The 24,412-nt window shown below is 36.9% G+C and carries 19 protein-coding genes and 2 pseudogenes; 16 read left to right on the top strand and 5 right to left on the bottom strand.

Going from position 1 to position 24,412, the window contains the following annotated elements:
- The 3 genes and pseudogenes from B096_RS0105820 to B096_RS0105830 form a co-directional block, all read left to right on the top strand.
- A pseudogene (locus tag B096_RS0105820) lies at positions 1–207 on the top strand (surface protective antigen adhesin SpaA); the annotation flags it as partial.
- Between the two features lie 252 nt (positions 208–459).
- Positions 460–2,625, top strand: a complete 2,166-nt coding sequence (locus tag B096_RS0105825; RefSeq protein ID WP_018579820.1) for an ABC transporter ATP-binding protein — start codon at positions 460–462, stop codon at positions 2,623–2,625.
- Positions 2,612–4,417, top strand: a complete 1,806-nt coding sequence (locus tag B096_RS0105830; RefSeq protein ID WP_018579821.1) for an ABC transporter ATP-binding protein — start codon at positions 2,612–2,614, stop codon at positions 4,415–4,417. Before B096_RS0105825 ends, B096_RS0105830 begins: the two co-directional genes overlap by 14 nt.
- Before the next feature lie 113 nt (positions 4,418–4,530).
- Here B096_RS0105830 and B096_RS0105835 read toward each other — a convergent pair whose 3' ends face one another.
- Positions 4,531–4,770 carry a NifU family protein gene (locus B096_RS0105835; RefSeq protein ID WP_018579822.1) on the bottom strand — a complete coding sequence of 80 codons (240 nt, stop codon included), beginning with the start codon at positions 4,768–4,770 and terminating at the stop codon, positions 4,531–4,533.
- Positions 4,767–5,231, bottom strand: coding sequence for a divergent PAP2 family protein (locus B096_RS0105840; RefSeq protein WP_018579823.1), 465 nt, complete (start codon positions 5,229–5,231; stop codon positions 4,767–4,769). Before B096_RS0105840 ends, B096_RS0105835 begins: the two co-directional genes overlap by 4 nt.
- Positions 5,232–5,324: 93 nt before the next feature.
- Here B096_RS0105840 and B096_RS10185 point away from each other — a divergent pair.
- Positions 5,325–5,648, top strand: a pseudogene (locus B096_RS10185) (S1 RNA-binding domain-containing protein); the annotation flags it as partial.
- A 24-nt stretch (positions 5,649–5,672) separates the two neighbouring features.
- Positions 5,673–6,941, top strand: coding sequence for a glucose-6-phosphate isomerase (locus B096_RS0105845; RefSeq protein ID WP_026254128.1), 1,269 nt, complete (start codon positions 5,673–5,675; stop codon positions 6,939–6,941).
- A 449-nt stretch (positions 6,942–7,390) separates the two neighbouring features.
- Here B096_RS0105845 and msrA read toward each other — a convergent pair whose 3' ends face one another.
- Positions 7,391–7,912 (bottom strand): peptide-methionine (S)-S-oxide reductase MsrA, encoded by a 522-nt coding sequence (msrA, locus tag B096_RS0105855; RefSeq protein ID WP_018579826.1) that lies wholly within the window; start codon positions 7,910–7,912, stop codon positions 7,391–7,393.
- 243 nt (positions 7,913–8,155) lie between these two features.
- On the opposite strand from msrA, the gene B096_RS0105860 reads away from it, so the two are divergent.
- Positions 8,156–8,887 carry a tyrosine-protein phosphatase gene (locus B096_RS0105860; protein ID WP_018579827.1) on the top strand — a complete coding sequence of 244 codons (732 nt, stop codon included), beginning with the start codon at positions 8,156–8,158 and terminating at the stop codon, positions 8,885–8,887.
- Between the two features lie 195 nt (positions 8,888–9,082).
- On the opposite strand, the gene nrdG is transcribed toward B096_RS0105860, so the two are convergent.
- Positions 9,083–9,628, bottom strand: coding sequence for an anaerobic ribonucleoside-triphosphate reductase activating protein (nrdG, locus tag B096_RS0105865; protein WP_018579828.1), 546 nt, complete (start codon positions 9,626–9,628; stop codon positions 9,083–9,085).
- Positions 9,618–11,969, bottom strand: coding sequence for an anaerobic ribonucleoside triphosphate reductase (locus tag B096_RS0105870; RefSeq protein ID WP_018579829.1), 2,352 nt, complete (start codon positions 11,967–11,969; stop codon positions 9,618–9,620). Before B096_RS0105870 ends, nrdG begins: the two co-directional genes overlap by 11 nt.
- Positions 11,970–12,268: 299 nt before the next feature.
- On the opposite strand from B096_RS0105870, the gene B096_RS0105875 reads away from it, so the two are divergent.
- From B096_RS0105875 to B096_RS0105920, 10 genes are all read left to right on the top strand, one after another.
- The gene (locus tag B096_RS0105875; protein WP_013852454.1) at positions 12,269–12,475 is read left to right on the top strand and encodes a helix-turn-helix domain-containing protein; all 207 of its coding nucleotides are present in this window, start codon (positions 12,269–12,271) and stop codon (positions 12,473–12,475) included.
- 248 nt (positions 12,476–12,723) lie between these two features.
- Complete coding sequence (secG, locus tag B096_RS0105880) at positions 12,724–12,951, top strand: preprotein translocase subunit SecG (RefSeq protein WP_018579830.1); 228 nt, start codon at positions 12,724–12,726, stop codon at positions 12,949–12,951.
- 29 nt (positions 12,952–12,980) lie between these two features.
- Positions 12,981–15,173, top strand: coding sequence for a ribonuclease R (rnr, locus tag B096_RS0105885; protein WP_018579831.1), 2,193 nt, complete (start codon positions 12,981–12,983; stop codon positions 15,171–15,173).
- Entirely contained in the window at positions 15,148–15,588 is a 441-nt protein-coding gene (gene smpB, locus B096_RS0105890) for an SsrA-binding protein SmpB (protein WP_018579832.1), read from the top strand. Before rnr ends, smpB begins: the two co-directional genes overlap by 26 nt.
- Before the next feature lie 134 nt (positions 15,589–15,722).
- The gene (locus tag B096_RS0105895) at positions 15,723–16,277 is read left to right on the top strand and encodes a LemA family protein (protein ID WP_018579833.1); all 555 of its coding nucleotides are present in this window, start codon (positions 15,723–15,725) and stop codon (positions 16,275–16,277) included.
- A 43-nt stretch (positions 16,278–16,320) separates the two neighbouring features.
- Positions 16,321–18,267: a DUF2207 domain-containing protein gene (locus B096_RS0105900; RefSeq protein WP_018579834.1), complete on the top strand. Its 1,947-nt coding sequence runs from the start codon at positions 16,321–16,323 to the stop codon at positions 18,265–18,267.
- Positions 18,268–18,387: 120 nt separating this feature from the next.
- Complete coding sequence (locus B096_RS0105905; protein ID WP_018579835.1) at positions 18,388–20,082, top strand: ABC transporter ATP-binding protein; 1,695 nt, start codon at positions 18,388–18,390, stop codon at positions 20,080–20,082.
- A complete protein-coding gene (locus B096_RS0105910; protein WP_018579836.1) occupies positions 20,069–21,751 on the top strand; it encodes an ABC transporter ATP-binding protein in 1,683 nt (560 codons plus the stop codon). Before B096_RS0105905 ends, B096_RS0105910 begins: the two co-directional genes overlap by 14 nt.
- A 122-nt stretch (positions 21,752–21,873) precedes the next feature.
- Positions 21,874–23,034: a diadenylate cyclase CdaA gene (cdaA, locus tag B096_RS0105915; RefSeq protein WP_018579837.1), complete on the top strand. Its 1,161-nt coding sequence runs from the start codon at positions 21,874–21,876 to the stop codon at positions 23,032–23,034.
- Positions 23,015–24,406 (top strand): CdaR family protein, encoded by a 1,392-nt coding sequence (locus B096_RS0105920; RefSeq protein ID WP_018579838.1) that lies wholly within the window; start codon positions 23,015–23,017, stop codon positions 24,404–24,406. Before cdaA ends, B096_RS0105920 begins: the two co-directional genes overlap by 20 nt.
- Positions 24,407–24,412 lie beyond the last annotated feature (6 nt).

A 24,412-nucleotide genomic window follows, 5' to 3' on the forward strand; every position in this document is an offset into this window, starting at 1 on the left:
CTCGAACAATCCGGAGCAATGGCAACAGGTTGGAAGAAAGTATCGGGTAAATGGTACTACCTTGAACCATCGGGTGCAATGGCAACAGGCTGGAAGAAAGTATCGGGTAAGTGGTACTACCTTGAAAAGTCCGGATCGATGATCACCGGAAGTAAAACCATTGATGGAAAAAAATACACATTTAATAAAAATGGAAGTTTAAAATAGGCGGAATTACCGCCTATTTTTTTATACTCACAGCACTAAAAAATAATTGTAATAATTTTTGTACATTTTTTAGGTGAATGTATTGCACATTAAAATAAATAGGCTTATACTAATAAATGAACGTTGTTCATTATCTTAATTAATGAATAATTAGTATGTAATATTTTTGAAACATCTATGATGTTAGGGCTAAAAATAATTACCTAAACATCGATGTGCTAAGATATGCATAGATAAGAAAGAGGTTAGTATATGAAACGAGTCCTAAAAAGTTTAAAACCGTTCTTAGGTGCAATACTCATTTCAATTGCGTTCTTGTTTGTCCAAGCTTTCGCGGATTTGAAGTTGCCAAATTATATGTCACATATTGTTAATGTTGGTATCCAACAAAGTGGTGTGGAGCATGCAAGTCCTGATGAAATAAGTAAAGACGGGCATGACCTAATTGTAGCGATTTTGCCACAAGAACAAGGTCAATCATTTGCATCTGCTTATGAACTAAGTGGTGATCATTACGTAATCAAAAAAGGTATTGATCGAGAAGCTGCCGACATTCTTGTTGGTGAGAGTGTTTGGACTTTAATGAATTTGGGAGAAAGTACAGATTCTGGAATGCCTGCAATGAGTGGGAAAATAACTGAAGATTTTGATATTAAACAGATGTACGCACTCACACCAATGTTTGAATATATGGATCCAACCATCAAGGCTACCGCATATAACAAAGCGGCAGAAATGGAAGATAGTCTTAAACTCCAAACGGGTGTTGTTTTCGCTAAGATGTTTTATGAAGAACTTGGAAAAGATATGCCAAGTATGCAAAACCAATATATCCTCAAAAAAGGTGGTGGTATGATTGGTATCACCGTAATCGGTATGATTGCAACGATAGCAGTTGCCTACGTATCCGCAAAAATTGGTTCTGGCTTCTCCAAGAACTTACGAAAAGAAATATTTGAAAAAGTACAAAGCTTTTCTGCAGAGGAATTTGATAAATTCTCATCATCATCGATGGTGGTTCGAACCGTCAATGACGTAAGTCAAGTCCAACAAATGATTACGATGGGAATTCGAATGCTCTTTTATGCACCGATTATGGCAATTGGTGGAATTATTATGATTTCTCAAAGAGATACTTCCATGACGTGGATCATCGTTGTAACTTGTGCGGTTTTGCTTGCACTTCTCGTTGTGATATATTTTGTAGCTGTTCCTAAGTTTAAAATTATGCAAAAATTTGTGGATCGTTTAAACCTCGTATTCAGAGAAAATTTAAGTGGTGTTATGGTAATTCGTGCTTTTGGAAACAAAGATTTTGAAAATAACCGATTTGACAAAGCAAACTCTGAAAGAGCAAATCTTGCGCTCTTTATTAACCGAGTGATGTCGTTGATGATGCCACTCATGAACTTTATTATGAATGCTACCATGCTTGCAATTATTTGGTTTGGTTCACAACAAATTTCAGAAGGAATTCTCCAAATTGGAGATATGATGGCATTTATGCAGTACTCAATGCAAATTATTATGTCATTCTTAATGATTGCGATGATGTTTATTTTTATTCCACGTGCTGTCGTGTCATTAAACCGTATCAATGAATTATTAAATACAGAAAACACGATTCATGAACCAACAGAACCTGAACATTTTATTTCGGATAAACGTGGTCTTGTTGAATTTGAACATGTTAATTTTAAATATGGTGATGCAGATGAGTATGTGTTACAAGACATTAACTTTACAGCGAAACCTGGTGAAACAACAGCCTTTATTGGTTCAACGGGTTCAGGAAAATCAACGTTGATTAACTTAGTACCGCGTTTTTATGATGTAACTTCAGGAACTGTTAAAGTGAATGGTGTTGATGTTAAGACAGTATCAACCCATGATTTACGTGAAGATATTGGGTATGTACCTCAAAAAGGTGTATTGCTCACAGGTACAGCGAAGTCGAACCTTGTTTATGGTAAAGAAGATGCTACCGATGAAGAAGTCATTAAGGCACTTGAAATATCACAAGCTAACTTTATCTTGGATAAAAAAGATGGCTTGAATTATGAAATTGCACAAGGTGGTACGAATGTTTCCGGGGGTCAAAAACAACGGTTAAGCATCGCACGTGCACTTGTAAAAGACGCTTCAATATTTATCTTCGATGATAGCTTTTCAGCTCTTGATTTTAAAACTGACCAACTGCTTCGTAAATCAATTCATGACAACTTAGGTCATGCGACATTACTCATAGTTGCTCAACGTGTTAATACAATTATTGATGCTGAACAAATTATTGTGCTTGATGAAGGACGTATTGTAGGAAAAGGAACCCATGCTGAGTTACTCAAGACATGTCCAACTTACTACGAGATTGCTTCATCTCAATTATCGGAGGAGGAATTAAATTATGAAACAAAATAACGCTTCAGTAAAACCTTCGAAACCAGAAAACTCAAAAGAAGTTCTTAAAAAAATGATAGCATTAATCAAGCCTTACCGTATGAAGATGATTGTCGTGATTCTCTTTGCACTCCTATCAACTGTGTTTACCATCATCGGTCCGAAGGTCATGGGGCAAGCTACTACCGTTCTATTTGAAGGGTTGGTCGCAAAAGTACAGGGTATTGGTTCGGTTGATTTTGACAAAATCAAAAGCATTGTCTTATGGCTTCTTGGAATCTATGTTGCAAGTTTAGTATTCAGTTATATCCAAGGTTGGATTATGGCCAAAGTATCTCGAGATTTAACATATAACCTACGAAAACGTATGCATGAGAAAATCGAACGGCTACCGCTAAAATATTTTGATGGGACAACAACAGGAGAAGTGCTTTCTCTTGTAACAAATGACATTGACGTGATCGACCAAAACTTAACAAGCAGCATTACGCAAGTCATTACATCTATCACAACAATTATTGGGATTCTATATATGATGTTCTCCATTAACTGGCAAATGACCTTAGCAGCCTTACTTGTCTTACCAATTTCTTTTGGAATGATTTTCTTTATTATGTCTAAGTCACAAGTGTTTTTTAGAAATCAACAAAAATATCTAGGATCACTTAATGGACATATTGAAGAAATGTACGGCAGTCACGTTGTTGTCAAGGCCTACAATGGTGAGGCACGCTCAATTGAAGAATTTGATGCACATAATGATAATCTCTATAATGCAGCTTGGAAGAGTAATTTCTTTTCCGGAATGGTTCATCCAATTATGAACTTCGTAGGAAACTTTGGATATGTGGTTGTAAGTATTCTAGGTGGTTACTTTGCCTCAAACGGTATCATTAGTGTTGGGGATATTCAATCGTTCATTCAATATATGAGAAGTTTTATGAACCCAATTGCTCAATTAGGTAACTTATCGTCAACATTCCAACAATCACTCGCTGCTGCGGAACGGGTCTTTAAATATCTTGAAGAACCTGAAGAAGTAGAAGATTCTAATGCTGTGATTGATGTGGAAGCCATTGAAGGGCATGTATCCTTTGAAAACGTTAATTTTGGATATGATCCCGATGTGACAATTATTAATAACTTCAGTGCTGACGTTAAACCCGGTCAAAAAATCGCAATCGTAGGTCCGACCGGTGCTGGAAAAACCACAATTGTTAAGTTGTTAATGCGTTTCTACGATGTTACATCAGGAGCAATTAAGATCGATGATTATGATATTCGTGATGTGAAACGAGACGATTTACGTGACTTGATTGGTATGGTTCTACAAGATACATGGTTGTATAGTGATACGATACAAGAGAATATTCGGTACGGAAAACTGGACGCATCGGATGATGAAGTTCATGAAGCTGCAATGAAAGCCCAAGTGGATTATTTTGTACGAACACTTCCAGAAGGATATCAAACGATTCTGAATGAAGAAACAACAAATATCTCTCAAGGACAAAAACAACTTCTTACGATTGCGCGTGCAATCCTTGCAGATCCTAAAATACTCATCCTTGACGAAGCAACGAGTTCCGTAGATACACGTACGGAAGTACTGATTCAAAAAGCACTCGACGTTTTAATGGAAGGCCGTACAAGTTTTATTATTGCACACCGTCTATCAACCATTAAAAATGCTGATTTAATTCTCGTTATGGATAAAGGTGATATTGTGGAAAAAGGAAGTCATGATGAATTATTAGCTCGAAATGGCTTCTATGCTACATTATATAATAGTCAATTTTCAGAAGAAGACTAGGGGAACCCCTAGTCTTTTTTTAGTTTGATGGGCATAGTCTCAGGAAAAGGATTGCAAAGTGATTTTATTGGGCATTGTTATTAAAAGAGCAAAAAAAATGAGAACCAAGGTTCTCATTCAAAATAATCTTGTGCAATAACGCCTGTTACCTCAGGGATTTCATCCATGAGTAAGGCCTCGACGCCACCCTTTAGTGTATAGTCGATTAATCCACAACCAATGCAAGCACCAAGGAGTTTAACGGTTACAACACCTTCGTCATCAACACTGACAAATTCCATATCACCACCGTCGCGTTGGATATAAGGTCGTATTTTATCGAGTGATTGTATAATGCGTTCTTCAAGTGTCATGATGGTACCCTCATAAAGTAAAGTAAAGAGGCTGTAATAAAGCCTAATAAGAAGCCACCGATGACTTCAACCCATTTATGTCCAAGCACTTCTTTAATTTTTTGTCGATAAATAGGATTTTCTAATGTTGTTTGTGTTAAAATTTCGATATCTTGAATTAATTGTTTAGTTATTTTTATATTCTGTCCAGCATAGTAACGAACATTCGCAGCATCATAAATCACGGTCAAAGAGAATACCAGTGAGATAAAGAAATATTGCGAAGAAAAGCCGGATTGGTAGCCAAGCGCAAGCGTTAAACCAATAACGAGTGCTGTATGTGAACTTGGAAAGCCACCACTCTCAAAAATCATGCCTAAATTCTTTTCACCGGTCTTTAAATAGTAAAAAAACGGTTTAAGAACTTGAGCTAAAATATTTGCAACGAGTGCAGAAACAATGGGATAAAAATTATCGCTCATGTGCTCACCTCTTCGGAAGTTATTATATCATACATTAGATACTGTGTTATAATAACAGTGTTATTGAGGTAGAGATTTATGAAAAGAATGTATATGAACGGACAGATTGTCGAGGGGACCATTACAGGAATTCAACCTTATGGAGCCTTTGTTTCAATCGATGAAAATACAACTGGATTAATTCACATATCTGAGATTTCAGATGATTTTGTGCGTGATATTCGCCAATTTGTAAGTCAAGGCGAGCGTATCATTGCGAAAATAATTGATGTGAGTGAAGGACCGCATCAATTGCGACTCTCGTTGAAAGCATTGAATTACTCATCACGTAAAGATCGTCAGTCAAAAGATCATAAGAGACCTTTAGTCCCAAATGATGATATTGGCTTTGAAACCCTTGCGGATATGATGCCTCAGTGGTTATCGGAAAAGGAGAATCCAATGATTAGAGTAGATTTAAAACATGCTTTATTAGAAGAAGATGTATTAAGCTATCAAGACGAAGTGAGTCGTATTCATGATATGATTCATTCAAAAAGTGGTAAAGGCAATGATTACTTAGGTTGGCTTGATTGGGCAGAACGCTATGATGTTGAAGAGTTTGCACGCATTAAGGAATGTGCAAAACGAATTCAAGATCAGGCTGACGTTTTACTTGTTTGTGGAATTGGTGGTTCTTATTTAGGAAGTCGTGCCGCAATTGAAATGATTCAAGGGCCCTTCCCTAAAAATGATTTAGAGATTATTTATGTGGGGAATACATTCTCATCAACTTCGGTCGTTCGAATTTTAGACTATATTAAAGATAAAGAAGTTGCATGTAATGTTATTTCAAAATCCGGTACTACAACAGAAACAGCATTAGCGTTTAGAATGATTCGCCAATTTATGGAAGAGAAATATGGTGATGAAGCCGCAAAACGAATTTATGCTACAACCGATAAAGAACGTGGATTATTAAAACCACAAGCAGATGCGAAAGGTTATGAATCCTTCGTAATTCCAGATGATATCGGTGGACGTTTCTCAGTCATCACGCCTGTAGGACTGTTGCCAATGGCTGCGGCGGGACTTGATATTGATAAATTTATGGCGGGTGTAAAAAAAGCAACGTTTGAATTAAACAATGCGGATTTATCATCAAATCCAGCTTATGTTTATGCAGTCGTTCGTCGCATGCTTGAAAAACAAGGCAAGACCGTAGAAATGTTTGTGAGTTATGAATCTCACCTTGTGTTCTTAGCAGAATGGTGGAAACAACTCTTTGGTGAATCAGAAGGGAAAGATGGGAAAGGCTTACTGCCAGCAAGTGTTAATTTCTCAACCGACCTTCATTCAATGGGGCAATTTGTGCAAGATGGAAATAAAGTTCTCTTTGAAACAGTAGTGCTCGTTGATAAACCGATTGAGGATATGGTTGTACCAACTGAAGCGGATGATTTGGACCAAATGAATTATCTCGCAGGTAAGAGTCTTCACTGGATCAATGAAAAAGCGTTTGAAGGAACTTTAGAAGCTCATGAAGTTACAGGGAAAGTTCCAAATGTGCTAATCCATATCGATGAAGCAACTGAAGAAAGTTTAGGCTATGCAATGTACTTTTTCTTTAAAGCACTTGCAATGTCTGTCTACATGTTGGATGTGAATCCATTCGACCAACCAGGTGTTGAGGTTTACAAGAAAAACATGTTTAAGTTACTCGGAAAATAATATATAAAACCACCCAATCGGGTGGTTTTTTGATGTTTGGATACAAAAAAACACTCATTAGAGTGTTCCAATTATGATTCCATTCGATTTGTATTGAGAAGGGAATGGGTCATGTTTTATCTAATCAAGAACAAGGCACAATTGTCTCGATTAGGATCCCTGTTGAAAAAGGATTATTGTGTTTAATCGATAACTTAGATAAGATTAAACATTATGAGTATTAGAATTAATTATCCTACCAAAGATATCTTAATTCTGAATTAAATCATAAATCTAATTCACGTACCTATTATATAGTACCTTATCTGGCAGTGTGATACTAAATGTTATGAGAACGTCATATTATGACTTGAAACGAGTACTGTTTTTCATGAAACCGAGAAGTATGTGAAAAATATCTTAAACATCCACAAATTAAGATAAAAAGAACGTTTAATAAAACGTTCTTTTTACTTTAACTCTTCCGGTCTGGCTTGTGAAAAGTCAATATGACAATAACCGCCTGGATTCATTTCAAGGTAATCTTGATGTTCATCCTCTGCGGGAGTAAAGTTTTCAAGAGGCAAGAGTTCAACTTGAATCGGTTTATTATATTGTGTTTGGTAATGACTCATAAGTGCTTCCAGCTCTTCTTGATCTTGAGGATGGGTGTAGTAAATACCAGTACGATATTGCGTTCCTACATCATTCCCTTGCTGGTTTAAAAGAGTCGGATCGATAATTCTAAACAGATGATCCACGATATCAGCTAGAGATATAGATGCGTGGTTATACTGAAGCATCACTGCTTCCACAGCCTGTGTATCTCCAGAACATACATCATGATAGGTTATGTTTTCTTGATTGCTATTGGCGTAACCCACTACCGTATCGGTGATACCTTTCAAGCGTTTGTAGTATTCTTCTACTCCCCAAAAGCATCCCCCTGCAACAAAAATAGTTCTAAATTCACGGGTATTTGGATTTCTCATAAAGCACCTCCTGTATCTTAACGATATCATACTATGGGTGGAAATCTAAAGTAAAAGGCACAGTGATGTGCCTCTAACCCAGTGGTCTAAGCTGGGATAGGATAAAATCATGGAGATAATCTTATCCTATGAGCATGTGCTCTTGAACTTAATATAGTGTATAATCGTTATAATACGATGAAGCATTTGTTAATTTTACGTTAAAACGTGATTATGATACAATGCAATAATGGAGGAAATATTATGAGTGAATTAATAAATTTTAGAGATTTTGGTGGCTATCCTACAAAAGATGGACGCAAAGTAAAAAAAGGAATTTTTTATCGTTCCGGATCGTATCGTGATTTAACTGAAGCCGATCGTGCTTACATTCAATCTCTGAACATCCAAAACTTACATGATTTTAGAGAACCAACTGAACTGGATAAAGATGAGCGTAAGGAAGGACTTGCGAAGCATGTTCATAATATTTCCGCATCATTACATCTTGGCGGATTTGAGGAAGATCCAAGTGTGCCTTATACTGTTTTATCATCAGAGAGCATGATTGATTTTTATCAAAAATTACCTTTTGAAAACCCTGCCTATCGTAATGTATTTGAAGTTCTCCAAGAAGATAACGCTGTTCCTTATTTGCATAATTGTACGGCTGGAAAAGACCGAACCGGTGTCGCCACTGCGCTTATTCAATTAGCATTAGGTATGCATGAAGATGCGATCGTTTATGATTATATGCTCTCCATGGAAGCGTATGATGCAATTTTTGAGAACGAAGTACGTCGTCTCAAGGCTGGTAGAACAGTGGAAATGTTATTATATAAAGTGCCTGGCTTAATTATAAAACCTGGTTATTTAAAAAGTGCATTTGCAGCCATCATTGAAAAGTATGGATCATACGATGCGTATTTTGAAGCTGAGTACGGATTGGATGAAGAAAAATTGAACGCGTTACGTTATCGTTATACAGAACGATAACATAATCTAACATAGTTTTAGAGTATCTATAACACAATTATTTTGTATACTCTAGTTGTAAGAAGAAATCTTACCTGTATGAACCTCTTCTCCAAAATATTCATATCCCCTTATGAATAACAACAATAATATTCATACAGAATTCTTTCCCCTTAATATTAAAAAAAGACACCTTAGTTCGCTAAGGTGCTTTTTTTATATAAAGATATCGTGAACACGTTCCGGTTGATTCGTAAACTCGTCACGGTATTTCTCAGCGATGACCGCTTCACCCATTTTAAGGGATTGGGGAACATCGATAATACGTTGGTTGGTTGAACCTCGGAATAAGGCAGCAAGGTTTTTTTTCTTTATCAAGAACCGTCCATCAATGAGGATATCAAGTTGAGAAAGTAATTTTTGAACGAAAGGATCGCGGTGGCGTAACAATGCTTCGAATGTATAGCCGCTGTATGACCATAAGTTATAACCTTCTTGCTTTAACCGTTTTGCAATTATATAAAGTTGTTCAGCTTGAACGAAGGGTTCACCTCCTGAGAAGGTGACCCGTTTCAAATCAGCTTGAAGAATTTGATGAATGACATCATCGACATCAATGAGCTCGCCGCCCTCAAAGGGGATAGAGCGCTGGTTGTGGCAACCGGGACAGTTATGAGGGCATCCTTGAGTAAAGACAACAGAACGGATGCCTTCACCGTCAACAATTGAATCCGAGATGAATGATGCGAGTCTAATCTTCATAGCGGTGTTTTACACGGTCATGCTCTTCAGAACGTTTCGCATCATTAAAGCGGTCAAGTGTTCCAACAAGATATCCGGTAATGCGTCGAATTCGTTCAAAGCCATAATCGCCTTCTGTTTCCAAACGGCCACAACTTGGACATTCTTCATTGATAATTCCAGTAAATCCACATGAAGGATCACGATCGACAGGGTGATTGATAGCGCCATAACCGATTTCGTTATCGTGCATCATTCGAACTACTTCTTCAAATGCTTCTAAGTTTTGAGTCGTATCCCCATCAAGCTCAACATATGTGATGTGTCCACCATTTGTTAAGGCGTGGTAAGGTGCTTCAAGAGCAAGTTTATCTTTTATAGAAATATCATAGTAAACAGGAATATGGAAAGAGTTCGTGTAGTAGTCTCGATCGGTAACTTCCGGAATTGAACCGAAAATTGAGCGATCAATACCCACAAATCGACCTGACAAACCTTCTGCAGGAGTTGCGATGAGAGAGAAGTTTAACTGTTCTTCCTCTGTGTAACGATCTGCGAGGTCACGCATAAATCCAACTATTTCGAGTCCGATTTTTTGTGCTTCAGCACTCTCACCGTGATGTTCACCAGTTAAGGCTTTAAGGCATTCAGCGAGACCGATAAAACCAAATGCAAGAGAACCATGTTTCAGAACTTTTCGTAAGTTATCCTTAGGTTTTAGATCTTTTGAATTCTTCCAAACGCCTTGGCCGAGTAAGAATTTAAAGTTAGAAACAGATTTACTGCATTGAATTTCAAAACGTTCGAGTAATTGATCTTTAACCAATTCCATCAAATGTTCGAGTTCTTTATAAAAACCATCAAAATCTGGTTTATCATGATTTAAAATTCCGTGTTTAATCCCAAGTCTTACGAGGTTAATAGATGTAAAGCTTAAGTTACCACGTCCTGTAACTTCTTCGTGTTCAGGATCTGTAATATCGCCCATTACACGAGTACGACATCCCATATAAGTAATTTCAGTTTCATAGCGTCCATCTTTATAATATTGTTTATTAAAAGGTGAATCTATAAATGAAAAGTTAGGGAAAAGGCGTTTTGCTGACGTTTTGATGGATAACTTGAAGAGATCGTAGTTTGGATCTTCCGGATAGTAGTTGACACCTTCTTTAATTTTGAAAATCGAAATCGGAAAAATAGGTGTTTCACCTTTTCCAAGACCTTTATCGAGTGCCTTAAGGTAATTTTCCATAACCATTCGACCTTCGGGAGAGATATCAGTACCAAAGTTAATTGAACTGAAAGGAACTTGCGCTCCAGCACGTGAATGCATTGTATTTAAATTATGAATGAATGCTTCCATTGCTTGGAATGTGATGCGATCGGTAGTTCTCAAGGCTTTATCATAAGCTTTGTCTACGAGTGCCATTAACGTAGGATCTTTCTTCATAATCGTTTCAAATGATCGGATATCTACGGTGATTGAAGGAAGTTGATCGATATGTTTGATTACTTTATTGAAATCAACTTCGGCAAGATGTTCAGTGATTTCTAAAAAGTCATACAGTTTTTGTTTGAACTGTTTCTTAAATGTAGCAAGAACTCCAGGTGCCATATAATAATCAAAAGCAGGGATACTTTGTCCACCATGTTGATCGTTTTGATTGGATTGAATGGCAATTGCTGCAAGAGCAGCATACGATATAATATCTTTAGGTTTCCGTAAGTGACCGTGTCCGGTTGAAAAACCATTTTCAAACAACTGTTCGAGGTTGATTTGATTACAGGTTGTGGTACCCATCGGTAAAAAGTCCATGTCATGGATGTGAATTTGTCCTGCATCATGTGCTTCATAGAAATCTTCACTCATTTGATATGCTTTCGCAAACTCTTTGGAAACGGTTGATCCAAATTGAAGCATCATTCCCATGGGACTATTACCGTCGACATTCGCATTTTCGCGTTTTGAATCTTCATCGACTGCTTCTTTTTGATTTAATTTCTCAATTGCTTTAAGAAATTTATGTTGTTTTGAAATGAAAATTTTTCGTGATTCATTGCGACGGTTACGGTATTGAGAAAACGATTCGTAAACATCAGTATAATTCTGACGGAGTAATTCACGTTCAATTAAATCTTGAATATGCTCAATGGAAATATAATCTTCGTTGATTGCGATTTCTTCAATTTGTTTTAAGACTTCCATATAAACGTGGTTTGCATCGTCATTTGTATACTTGTTTGACTCGAGTGAATCAAACCCCTTTTTAATTGCAACTGCAATTTTTTCGCCATTAAATTTCATTTTCTGGTTATCACGTTTTAAAATTGTGATTGTCTCTAAGTGTTCTAAACCTTCCATAATGTTCCTCCTCCGATGAAAATATTACGGACTTTTACCCGTAATATTCTTGTACATCTATCATACATTTTGAAAGAATGATTGCCAAGACGAAAGGGGAGTACAAACGATTAGTACACAACTTCACAAGCAGAAACGTACAATATTTAACGGTAAACGTTATGAATTCAAGAAACATTCATGTATTTACTTGGTTTTTGGGTTATAATGCAATACATAAGAATATAAAGGCAAGATTACCTTTATAGAGTGATTATCATTATGTGATATAATGAAAAAAGAAAGATAGGGGTGACGAAGTGATAATTGTGAGACTAGATCGGGTCATGGCAGATCGCAAAATGACGCTTAAAGAATTGTCGGAGCGTACAGGGCTATCCGAAGTGAACCTTTCGAAATTAAAAAATTCTCGTGTGAAAGCAATTCGATTCTCAACATTGAATGCAATTTGTACAGAATTAAAGTGTCAACCACGAGATATCTTGGAGTTTGTTTACGATATTTAGTGGTGAATGGGTGGGGGTTATCGATTCGTGATACTTATTTAAAAACCAAGAGGGGAAATCAACTCTTGGTTTTGTTATATATAAGGATAGCTGTGATATTTAAGTGATAGCAGGTCGTTAATGGAACAGATTTATTGACTTATAAGCTCAAATAGCATAAGGTATTTTTGGTGTATGCAAGAATGAATTGTATTTTGCATTGAAATTTGTTAAAATTAGACTAGAAAAGATAGAAAAGGTTGGATAGTATGTTAAAAGTTTTATTGCTAATCATATCTGCGGTTATAATTGTTTTATCTCTATTACAAAGTGGGAAATCAGAAGGATTTACGGGTGCCTTTTCCGGAGGAAAAGGATTAGACTTATTCTCGAACACAAAAGAACGTGGGGCAGAGAAAGTCATTTCCAATCTCACAATGGGTGCTGGAGTTATATTCTTCGTGCTTGTTTTGTTAATCCTGAAAACACAAGGATAGGAGAAACCGCTTAAAGCGGTTTTTATTTTATGAGTAAATATAAAAATTATGAAGCAGTGAAGACTCAATTGGAGTCGTTAAAAGAAAAAGAATTATTGAATACGTTTATAGAGAGCGTAGTTGAAAAGAAGAAGCTGAGCGTTAATGCAATTCATGAAGTGCTTGAAGAAATGATAGAAAGCAAAGAAGTGGTTGTTGACGGTGAGGATCTTTATTATGTCGATAACGTTAAATACGCTATTGGATCATTCCGTGTTGTTCGTGAGTCATTCGCATTTGCGGAGACCATTAACGATTCATTCTATATAGGTCGTGATGATTTTCATGGTGCCTTAGACATGGATGATGTTTTATTTGAAATTAAGAGTAATGAAAAACGATTTGGTGTTGTAATCAAATCAATAAAGCGTAACCGCGATGTTATTTTAGGTACAATGAAAAAGGATGGGAAAAAATTATTTTTTATTCCTTATGATACTAAAATTACATTTAAGGTGGAATATGATGCTTGTAATCACGAACTTCAAGAAAATGACCGTGCAATTGGACGGATTACTTCTGTAGGGGAACGGGTTCATGTAGATATTATTTCAGTATTAGGTCAAGCCGATGAACCTGGGATGGACGTTTTAAGTGTCCTCTTCGTTTATGGGATTGATCATGAATTTAATGAAGAAGTATTAGAAGAAGTAAAAGCCGTTCCTGATGAAATAGATCAAGAAGAAACGAAGAATCGTATTGATCACCGCGACCAATATGTTATTACGATTGATGGTGAAGATGCAAAAGATCTTGATGATGCAATCTATATGGAAGCATTAAACGGTGGATACCGTCTTTATGTTCATATTGCTGATGTTGGCCATTATGTTCAACCACAAACCGCTTTAGATCGTAGTGCATATGAGCGGAGTTCTTCAGTATATATGGTTGACCGCGTTGTTCCAATGTTACCGAAAGAACTTTCAAATGGAATTTGTTCACTTCATCCGAATGTTGATCGTTTAACGATGACATGTCAAATGGATATTAGTTATTCTGGAGAAATCATCGATTATAACGTTTATGAATCGGTAATTTGTTCGAAACGCCGTATGAGTTATAAAGAAGTAAATACTTCCAATGACCTCGCTGAAGTTCAGGATATGGTGAACATGATGCTAGAGTGTGCACGTCGACTTCAATATAAACGTTCGCAAGCAGGCCAAATCGGATTTGATAGTGCAGAAAGTCAATTTGTTATTGATCACGAAGGAAATGTTTTAGATATATTCCTAAGAGAACGTGGTGAAGCGGAAGAAATGATTGAATCGTTTATGGTTATTGCTAACGAAGTAGTCGCACAACATTGTCGTTATCAATCGATTCCGATTCTGTATCGTGTTCATGAAGCACCAGATCGCGAGAAGATGCAGGAACTAAGCCACACACTTCGTATTTTAGGGTATCGATTACACGGGAACCTCGAAGCAATTCGGCCTAAAGAAATTCAAAAGGCCCTTAAATTCTTTGAAGGGAAACCTGAGTACCCTGTAGTCTCACGCTTAATGTTGCGTTCGATGACGAAAGCAAAATATAGTCAAGAACCGTTGGGACACTTTGGACTGGCGCTAGAAAACTATGCACACTTTACATCACCGATTCGACGTTATCCAGATTTATTATTACACCAACGCCTTAAACGTTACGCTGTGAAGCACGATTTCTCACACTTAGAGAAAGATGAGCAATTCACAATTGATGCGGGTTTACATGTTTCGAAAAAAGAACGCTCGATCTTAGATGCTGAACGACAAGTTGAAAAAATTAAAAAAGCACAATTTATGTCGACGAAAATCGGCGAAGAGTATGTTGGATACATCAGTGGTATTAGTAATTTTGGTATCTTTGTGGAATTACCCAACACAGTTGAAGGCTTGATTCATGTAAGAAATCTAAATGATGATTTCTATACCTTTGATGGTCCTTCTCAAAAAATGATCGGTGAACGAACAGGCCGAACCTATTCTATCGGACAAAAATTAAAGGTTAAACTTGTTTCTGTAGATCAAATAGAACATGTTATTAATTTTGAAATTATTGGACAAAAGAAACTCAGTCGAAGAGGAAAACCGAATGAGCGTAAGGAAGGTGCAAAACCCCAAAAACGTTCAGATGATTTAAGAAAAAATGATAAGCGAAAGGGGCGAAGAATTAATGACCGTCGTCGCAAAAAATCGTAAAGCATTTCATGAATATTTTATCGAAGACCGCTATGAAGCGGGAATTGTTTTAACAGGTACTGAAATAAAATCGGTCAGACAAGGTAAAGTTCAATTAAAGGATGCGTTTATTTCAATTGTAAATGGAGAAGCTTTTATCAAAGGGATGCATATTGCACAATTTGAACAGGGTAATCGATTTAATCATGATGAAACGCGAGAACGAAAATTGCTCTTACATCAACATGAAATTGATAAATTAATCAAAGCACAACAACTCCAAGGTTATACGATTGTACCCTTGGATCTCCATCTAACCCGTGGGCGTGCTAAACTTGAAATCGCAACTGCAAAAGGAAAACATCTTTTTGATAAGCGTCAAGTTGAAAAAGAGCGCAGTATTAAACGCGATATTGAAAAAGCTATGAAACAATAAGGAGCAGCAATGCTTCTTTTTGTTAGGTTTTCTATAAATAGATGGATATTTAAACTATGTTAAGGAAACAGTACAATTATTGACTTATCATTCGTTTAGTTGTACTATCTAGATAACACATGGAGGTGTTTATTATGAATATTTGGATAATAATATTAATAATCGTTGCACTGATTGCGGTGTTTGCGATTTCTGCTTACAATGGATTAGTTAAGCTTCGTAATATGGTAGAGGAATCATTTTCAACCATGGACGTTTATTTGAAAAAACGTTATGACTTGATTCCTAATCTTGTTGAAACGGTTAAAGGTTATGCAGGACATGAAAAAGAAACATTGGAAAATGTAATCGCTGCTCGAAACAAAGCTGTAAACGCTCAGGGTATGGAAGCGCAATTAGCTGCTGAAGGAGATTTGAGTAAAACAATGGGTCGTCTATTCGCATTAACAGAAAGTTACCCAGACTTAAAAGCAAATACAAACTTTATGGATTTACAAGGTCAGTTAAAAACAATTGAAACTGAAATTGCACAATCACGAAAATACTATAATGGAGTAACACGTCAATATAATACAAAACGCGAAACCTTCCCAACGAATATCTTCGCAAATATGTTTGGATTTGGACGCAAACCTCTTTATGAAGTAGATAATGAGTCTGAACGACAAAACGTTAAAGTTCAGTTCTAATTAAGGGAGGTTACTCCCTTTTTTTCAAAAAGGAGGAATTAATATGAAACGTATAAGACAGTTATTATTTACATTAGTGTTAACCTTAACACTTTTCATGACTCCTTTATCGGCAGAAGAAACACGTAATAATAAAAATAGTTTACCCAAACCTTCAATCACCGATATACAAAATCATTATCAAGATTACGGTTTTCCAGTGGTAGGGGAATCGTTTGATATTGATTTAGATGTCCATGAAGATGGTCGTATTAATGTAAAGATTGTTTTGGATGCTTATTTTCATCAGCCGCGTCAAGGAATTTTTGTAACGATTTCTAATCGCTTTGAAGATTACGATTTTGGAGATGGTCCTAAAGATTATGTATTTCCAACATCGGATATTCGTGTAAAGGACCGAGAAGTGGACATTGATCATGATCGCGACGGTGTTGTCTTAAAAATCGGAACTCCTGGGGAATACCTGCAAGGTGCAGAGCGGTACGAATTTTCTTATGTTATTAATACACGCGATTTAGAGTTAGCGAATGGCGATCTCCTTTATCAAAATCTTATAACGGAGTTTTGGGCATTTCCAATGATGAAAACTTCATTTGCAATACACATGCCAAAACCATTCGACGCAACACCTCATTTTTATGCAACAAATGATAATTTACCTGTTGATTATAAGATTAATGGAAACACAATTACCGGTTCATTTGATCAACCGCTCTACCGAGAAGCACTTACGGTATGGTTGGATCTACCTCATGATTATTTTGTATTTCCGTTGTTCGATGTAACTCCAGTCACGATAACCATCGCTGGAGCAATTGCAGGGATTATGGTCTTGCTCTTCCTTAAGTTTGGACGAGAACATCCTATCGTAGAAACGGTAGAATTTAGTGCGCCCTACAGTTTGTCGAGTGCTGAAACGGGATATGTTTACCGAGGTTATTCAAAATCAAATGATATTGTTTCACTTATCATCTATTGGGCATCAAAAGGTTTTCTTACAATTGAAGAACTTGATGATGATGGCAAGAATATTAAATTAACGAAAATAGCCGAGTTAGAACCGGTCCATAATCGCGAAGAATTGCGGGTGTTTAATGCACTTTTTAAAGGCCGTGATGAAGTGACAACCAAAGAATTAAATACGAAATTTGGAAGCGTCGTTAGCAATGCAACAGCTTCATTAGCGTTGAGATTCAAAAAAAATCGCGAGGAACGCGTTTTTGCGAAATCTTCGTCGATTGTCAAAGCAATTTGTATGTTGATTGCGCCATTAGGGATTGCAATTGTTCTTGGTTCTGTTGCGTATGCACGCTTAGGTATTGAAGATGACGCACTAATTTTTGGAGTAATGGGCTACGGCGTGTTCATGGTTTTAGGCGCGTTGGGTTATTATGCAACATCATTTGATGGCGTGGCAGGAACTCGAAAACCTAAAAGTATGACAGTGCTCTTTATCATTGTCAGTGGGTTAGCAGCTCTTGCATTGAGTGCAGCGACCGGATGGGGTATTAAACATCCAGTACCAATGCTTCTTGCCTATATTTTCTATCTGATCAGCGTTATTAGTGTAGCCAATATGGGACGAAGAACAAAAATTGGAGCGGAGTGGTACGGTCAGATTCTTGGACTGAAACGCTTTATTGAAGTAGCGGAACAGGATCGACTCGAAGCACTTGCAGAAGAAACACCTGAAATTTTTTATGACATACTACCTTATGCGTATGTCCTTGGTGTTACGGATGTTTGGTCTAAGAAATTTGAATCAATTGCCATTCAACAGCCAGATTGGTATATTTCAACACATTCAAATCTAAACTCATATTACATGTGGAGCTCACTCAGTCGTTCAATGGGTACGTTACACTCCTCAATGGTCTCGGTACCAGCACCATCGTCCTCTTCGGGTGGCGGCGGCTCATTTGGCGGCGGCGGAGGTGGCGGTGGATTCTCTGGTGGAGGATTCGGCGGCACTGGCGGCGGAAGCTGGTAAAAAACAAATTAAATAAACTGAACCCGAAACCTTGGATACCAAGAACGGTTCAGTTTTTTTAATATATTCAGGATAATGAATAATAAGGTATAATATTAGAAGTGAATATAGGGGGTTATGATGGAATTCTTCAAAGGTTATAAATTTAAATCGATAACAGCCATCGTTTTCAAATTCATCGAAGCAGTTTTTGAATTGTTGTTGCCATTACTAATGGTTCAATTAATCGACCAAGGTATTACAAACCAAAACTTAAACGATGTCTATAAAATAAGTGGCATTATGCTTCTTTTTTCGGTGCTTGGCTACATGTCGTCAATTGTATGCCAATATTTGGCTTCTCAGATTTCGCAACAAGTGGCAGGACGAATTCGTGTAGCGCTTTTTGAAAAAATTAACACACTATCGTTAGCCGAAACAGATCGTTTTTCCAGTTCCATGTTAACCACTCGTGTTACAACGGATGTGAATCAAATTCAAGAAATGATTGCGAAGACGATTCGATTAGCAGTTCGGGCACCGATGATAATGCTAGGAAGCCTTTATGCACTTTATAGCCTTAGTCCGGTCCTTGGTAAACAACTCTTGATGGCGTTACCTCTATTTTTGGTAGTCGTGATCTTATTTATGCGCTTTTCGATGGTATATCATTTAACTGCTCAAAAAACCCTTGATAAAGTAGGTCTTAAAGTAAAAGAGTATCTCAGTGGTGTACGTATAGTGAGGGCTTTTTCTCAGACCAATCGAGAGAAAAAGATTTTTTCAAAACGAAATCAAGAATTGGAAACAAAACAATTACGTGTTGGTTTCATTACAACCCTGTCGAGTCCATTAACATCATTTTTGATGAATATAGTATTGGTTGTTTTAGTCTATTCAGGAGCATTACAAATCAATCAAGGGGCTATGTCACAGGGCCAAATGGTGGCCGTTATTAATTATTGCACCCAACTCGTTATGACTCTGATTGTATTTATGAACTTAGTCATGATTTTTGCCCGTGGTTACACTTCGAAAAAACGTGTTAACGAAATTTTATATTTAGAATCAAGCATGGATGTCTCCGGGTCTCAAATCGTAGCGAATGGACCTTTGAAAATTGAATTTAGCGATGTAGATTTTGCATATCCTAATACAAATCGGAAGGTGCTTCAAAATATTAATCTTGTGATAAATCCCTGTGAAACGATAGGGGTGATCGGTTTAACGGGAAGTGGTAAAAGCAGTCTCGTTAAACTCTTACCGCGTCTTTATGACATAACTTCTGGATCTTTGAAAATCAATGGCGAAGCGATTGAAACATATTCTGTCACTTCCCTTCGAGATCACATTGGTTATGTGTCACAAACAGCATCGTTCCTAAGTGTTTCGATGAAAGATAATATTCAAATGGAACAAGAAAGAGATGTTTTGACAGCCTTGAATCATGCACAAGGACAGGAATTATTAGACAAAGGTCTTGATGTGAAAATTCAAGAAGGGGGAACGAATCTCTCAGGGGGGCAAAGGCAGCGATTAAGTATTGCTCGAGCTTTAGCCAAAGATCCGGGTCTCATAATTTTTGATGATTCGTTCAGTGCACTTGATTATCTAACTGACAAACGTCTTCGAGAAAATCTTGACAGGCATTATGCGAGCGCGACTAAAATTATCATTAGTCAGAGAACAAGTTCGGTTATGCATGCGGATCAAATTATTGTAATTGATGAAGGAACAATCATTGCAAAAGGTACCCATGAGAAACTATTAAAAACATGCAATTTATACCAAAAAATTTACGCACTGCAAGAGGAGGGAAACTATGAGGAAATTTAAGCTAATGCTCTTACTTTGTACGATTACTGGATTTATCTCAAGTCTTGCCCTCGTCATCACACCATATTTTCTCGGTAAAGCAATTGATAGCATGGTGGGATACCAGAATGTAGATATCGAGCAGGTATTAAAGATGTTAGTATTTGCGGCGACTGCGTATAGTGTAAATTTTATCCTTGGATGGATTACGAATCGGATTGCAAACCGTATATCGGTAAACTTTGTATCCTCACTTAGAAATGAGATGATGCTTAAACTAACAACCTTGCCAATTTCATTTATGGATAGCAAAGCTCATGGTGACATTCAAAACTTATTTGTGATGGACAGTGAATTGGTTATAGACGGATTATATCTCTTTCTAACACAACTGCTTGGCGGTGTTTTTGTGGTGCTCATTGCAACTGTCTATATGTTGAATATAAATGTGCTAATGAGTCTTGTTGTGTTTGTGATGGTTCCAGTTGTTTATTTCACGTCAAAAACAATATCTCGAAAATCACTTGTATATTTCACGCGTCAGCAAGAACTTGCAGGACAATTGAGTGGTAAGACAGCAGAATATGTAGATAATTATCACCTATTACTATCGAGCAATTATAGTGAGAAAGCGATTCAAGAATTCAAGGAAATTAATGAGGCTTTAAACACGGTGGGAGAAAAAGCCCAGTTTATGTCTGCATTAACAAACCCTACGACGCGCGTGATGAATAATATTTCATATGTGCTTCTGGGCTTAACCGGAGCATATGGTGTTTTGAATGGGAATTTATCTATCGGCTTGATGACGAGTTTCTTAAGTTACTCGATGATGTTTTCCAAACCATTTAATGAATTCAGTGCAATTATTTCCCAAGTAATTGCCGCAAAGGCAAGTTATACTCGAATTCAATCCCTGCTTAAAAATCCAGATGAGCGAAATAGCGCAGTTCAAAAGAAACTCGCAGGGGAAACCATTACATTTAATGAGATTAGTTTTTCCTATGATGGTGTTCATCCCGTGATCGAAGGGCTCAATTTGGAAATAGACCCTCTCAGTAAGGTTGCAATTGTAGGTCCAACAGGTGCGGGTAAATCAACGTTATTGAATTTACTGATGCGTTATTATGATGTAGATAAAGGCTCGATTCGTATCGATAATATTGACATTGATGATATATCCCGTTCTAGCGTTCGACAAACGATGTCAATTGTACTTCAAGACCCATGGTTATTTGAAGGAACCATTCGCGACAATATCGCTTATGGTAATCCTAGTGCATCAGAAGACCAAATCATCGAAGCTGCTAAGCAAGCAGGCTGTCATCGCTATATTTCATCGCTTGACCATGGATACGATTCATGGGTAGAATTAGGTTCGAAAAATATGTCTCTTGGGCAGAAGCAACTCATTACCATCGCCCGTGCACTCTTGGTCGATTCACCGATCATTATATTGGATGAAGCGACAAGCAGTGTCGATGTGGTGACAGAGCGTCACATTCAAAACATTTTCACTAAAATTATGCGTTCTCATACGACCTTCTTCGTAGCCCACAGGCTTTCAACGGTTACGGATTCAGACGTAATTCTCGTGATGAAAGCGGGTAAATTGGTAGAACAAGGTAAACATGAAGATCTTATGAATCAAAAAGGCTTCTATTATGAACTGTTTACGAGTCAATACTGATGTGAAGTTATGTGACAATCTTATGAATATATTTAATAAAAACACAAAATATGATATTCTTATAGACAGTCATGAATATTCACCGATAGCGTGATATAATTAGTGAGAATAAGGAGGTTCTTATGCCATTTGCCTTAATAACATTTCAATCAATTATCAATAGTTTAAAGGCTATCGTAGACTTTTCAATTATTTGGATTTTGGTTTATTACATTTTGAGAATTGTTAGAAACAACTCTCGAACTGTGCAAATTTTTAAAGGGATCGTATTAATTATTGCGATGCGTTTTGTTGCACATAAACTAAGTCTCACTACGTTAAAGGCTCTACTTGATTTATTGATTCAATATGGATTCTTGGTCGTTGTAATTATTTTTGTACCGGAAATCCGCGCAATGTTGGAACGACTTGGGAAAACTTCTGTTTTTTCTGCGCTCCATTCACTCTCAGGAAATGAGAAGGAAAAACTTGTTGATGAACTTGTCGATGCAGCTACAGTCCTTGCGGAACGTAAGACAGGTGCTCTTATTACATTAGAACAAGGTCATTCATTAGCAGATTATATCAAAACTGGAACGCCTATTAACTCATCAGTTACATCAGAGCTATTATGTTCCATATTCGTTACATCCACACCATTGCATGATGGGGCTGTAATCATTCAAGGAGATCGCATTGCATGTGCGTCTGCTTATTTCCCACCAACCGCTCAAGATTTACCAACACGATACGGTGCACGACACCGTGCAGCAATTGGTTTGAGTGAAGTTACTGATTCAGTAACGATTGTTGTTTCCGAAGAAACAGGAACAATCTCAATTGCTGAAGGTGGAAAACTTCGTGAAATGGATGCAGCAAGTTTGCGTGAATACTTAAATCTGCTCATTCAAAATAGTGAAAAAGAAGTGAGTCAAAGTCTTGGAGCTCATCGAAAACAACGGAAGTTTAATTTATCGAAATTAAATGTTGATCCAATCAAAATTGAAAAAGTAGATAGCTCTGATTTAAATCTAAAATCAACAGAGACAGCGGATGTAAAGGAAGAAAAACGTGATTTTTCGAAACTTATGGGTATTTTCAAGAAGAAACCTAAAGACACCGATGCAGATTCTTCTTCTGTAGAAGAAACAAAGACCGAACGAAATGAAAATCAAGAGCGTTCAGTTGCGGAAGAACATGTTGATTCAAAAGCTGACACTGAAGTAGTTGAAGCGGATGATACTACTTCATCAAATGATGTAAACGATGAAGGAGGTGAGCCAAATGAGTCCAAAGAAAGATAAAAAAAATAAAAAATTTGATTCCGAGGATAAACTTGAGCTCGCGCAGATTATCGCAGAGCGTTCTGAAAAGATTACAAAGCACACAGAAGCTATTGGTGATGCGTTCCTTCGTGTTTTACGTTGGTTAAGTGCATGGTTTGATCGTATTTTATTTAATCCGCGTCATGCTAAATTAGTTGCTTTTGCGGTTGCACTCTTAATCTATTTTGCATTTAATGTGTCGGCTTCTACGCCATCACCTGTAAATCAAGCACGTCAGATTCCAGATGTTCCGGTAGTTGTTAAATACAACTCTGAAATGTATGAAGTCGTGGACTTTGATGAAAAAGTTGATGTGATCGTATTTGGTGACTATAGTGATATTTCGATGGTTAACCCACAAAACGACTTAAAGGTTGAATTAGACCTTAGCGGTCTTGCTGAAGGTACACACCAAGTGAATTACAAAACAAATATTACATCAGCTCGTATAAGAACGACAATTACACCAGCTTCTGCAAATGTAACGATTCGAATTAAAGAAGCAAAACGTATGACGTTAAGTACAGAGTTTGTAAACCAAAATAAATTAGGTAGTCAATATGTATTGGGTACTCCAGAATTAGAAACACAAGACGTAACAATTAAAGCATCTAAAGAAACAATGTCACAAGTTGCCTTTGTTAAAGCGCTTATTGATGTTAGTGGACAGACTGAACAGTTTACAACTGACGCTGAAATCGCAGCTTATAACCAACAAGGGGAACGATTAACTACAGTGGATGTATTACCGAAGACTGTTAAGGCAAAAGTAGATGTAACCTCACCAAATAAGACGGTACCTATCAAACCTGTATTCCAAGGCGATATTCCAGAAGGTAAGGCAATTGCTTCACTATCGATGGATAATGAAGCGATGACAATCTATGCTCAACAATCTGTTCTTGATAGTATCGAAGAAATTAAAGTGCCGATTCAAGCAAGTGGCCTAACAAAAGATACGAAGTTAGTACATAATATCAGTCTCCCATCAGGAGTCCGACATGGTACTGTTTCTAAAGTTAATTTCGATATTAAACTTGGGGAAGGTGAAACGAAGAAATTTGATGATATTCCAATTCTCTTTGTTCACAATGTAAATCAATTAAAAATTTCACCAGGTACTACAGGTGATCAAAAAACAGCAACAACAACGTCATTAGAGGTATTTGGTACTAAAGAAAATATTGAAAAATTCAAACCTGAGAATGTAAAAGTATATATTGATATGCGAGATATTGAACCAGGCGACAACCAAGAAGTTAAATTATATGTAGAGTATAATGATCCAACATCATCACTTTACACAGTTAAATCTTCGAAAGAAACAGCAGTATTTAGTTTTAGAAAATAAGAGGTA

Source organism: Erysipelothrix tonsillarum DSM 14972 (genome assembly GCF_000373785.1).
Lineage (GTDB): Bacteria > Bacillota_I > Bacilli_A > Erysipelotrichales > Erysipelotrichaceae > Erysipelothrix > Erysipelothrix tonsillarum.

Excerpts from the sequence above, each read along its gene's own strand:
- B096_RS0105825 (WP_018579820.1), top strand. The coding sequence starts at position 460 with ATGAAACGAGTCCTAAAAAGTTTAAAACCGTTCTTAGGTGCAATACTC.
- B096_RS0105830 (WP_018579821.1), top strand. The coding sequence starts at position 2,612 with ATGAAACAAAATAACGCTTCAGTAAAACCTTCGAAACCAGAAAACTCA.
- B096_RS0105835 (WP_018579822.1), bottom strand. The coding sequence starts at position 4,770 with ATGACACTTGAAGAACGCATTATACAATCACTCGATAAAATACGACCT.
- B096_RS0105840 (WP_018579823.1), bottom strand. The coding sequence starts at position 5,231 with ATGAGCGATAATTTTTATCCCATTGTTTCTGCACTCGTTGCAAATATT.
- B096_RS0105845 (WP_026254128.1), top strand. The coding sequence starts at position 5,673 with ATGATTAGAGTAGATTTAAAACATGCTTTATTAGAAGAAGATGTATTA.
- msrA (WP_018579826.1), bottom strand. The coding sequence starts at position 7,912 with ATGAGAAATCCAAATACCCGTGAATTTAGAACTATTTTTGTTGCAGGG.
- B096_RS0105860 (WP_018579827.1), top strand. The coding sequence starts at position 8,156 with ATGAGTGAATTAATAAATTTTAGAGATTTTGGTGGCTATCCTACAAAA.
- nrdG (WP_018579828.1), bottom strand. The coding sequence starts at position 9,628 with ATGAAGATTAGACTCGCATCATTCATCTCGGATTCAATTGTTGACGGT.
- B096_RS0105870 (WP_018579829.1), bottom strand. The coding sequence starts at position 11,969 with ATGGAAGGTTTAGAACACTTAGAGACAATCACAATTTTAAAACGTGAT.
- secG (WP_018579830.1), top strand. The coding sequence starts at position 12,724 with ATGTTAAAAGTTTTATTGCTAATCATATCTGCGGTTATAATTGTTTTA.
- rnr (WP_018579831.1), top strand. The coding sequence starts at position 12,981 with ATGAGTAAATATAAAAATTATGAAGCAGTGAAGACTCAATTGGAGTCG.
- smpB (WP_018579832.1), top strand. The coding sequence starts at position 15,148 with ATGACCGTCGTCGCAAAAAATCGTAAAGCATTTCATGAATATTTTATC.
- B096_RS0105895 (WP_018579833.1), top strand. The coding sequence starts at position 15,723 with ATGAATATTTGGATAATAATATTAATAATCGTTGCACTGATTGCGGTG.
- B096_RS0105900 (WP_018579834.1), top strand. The coding sequence starts at position 16,321 with ATGAAACGTATAAGACAGTTATTATTTACATTAGTGTTAACCTTAACA.
- B096_RS0105905 (WP_018579835.1), top strand. The coding sequence starts at position 18,388 with ATGGAATTCTTCAAAGGTTATAAATTTAAATCGATAACAGCCATCGTT.
- B096_RS0105910 (WP_018579836.1), top strand. The coding sequence starts at position 20,069 with ATGAGGAAATTTAAGCTAATGCTCTTACTTTGTACGATTACTGGATTT.
- cdaA (WP_018579837.1), top strand. The coding sequence starts at position 21,874 with ATGCCATTTGCCTTAATAACATTTCAATCAATTATCAATAGTTTAAAG.
- B096_RS0105920 (WP_018579838.1), top strand. The coding sequence starts at position 23,015 with ATGAGTCCAAAGAAAGATAAAAAAAATAAAAAATTTGATTCCGAGGAT.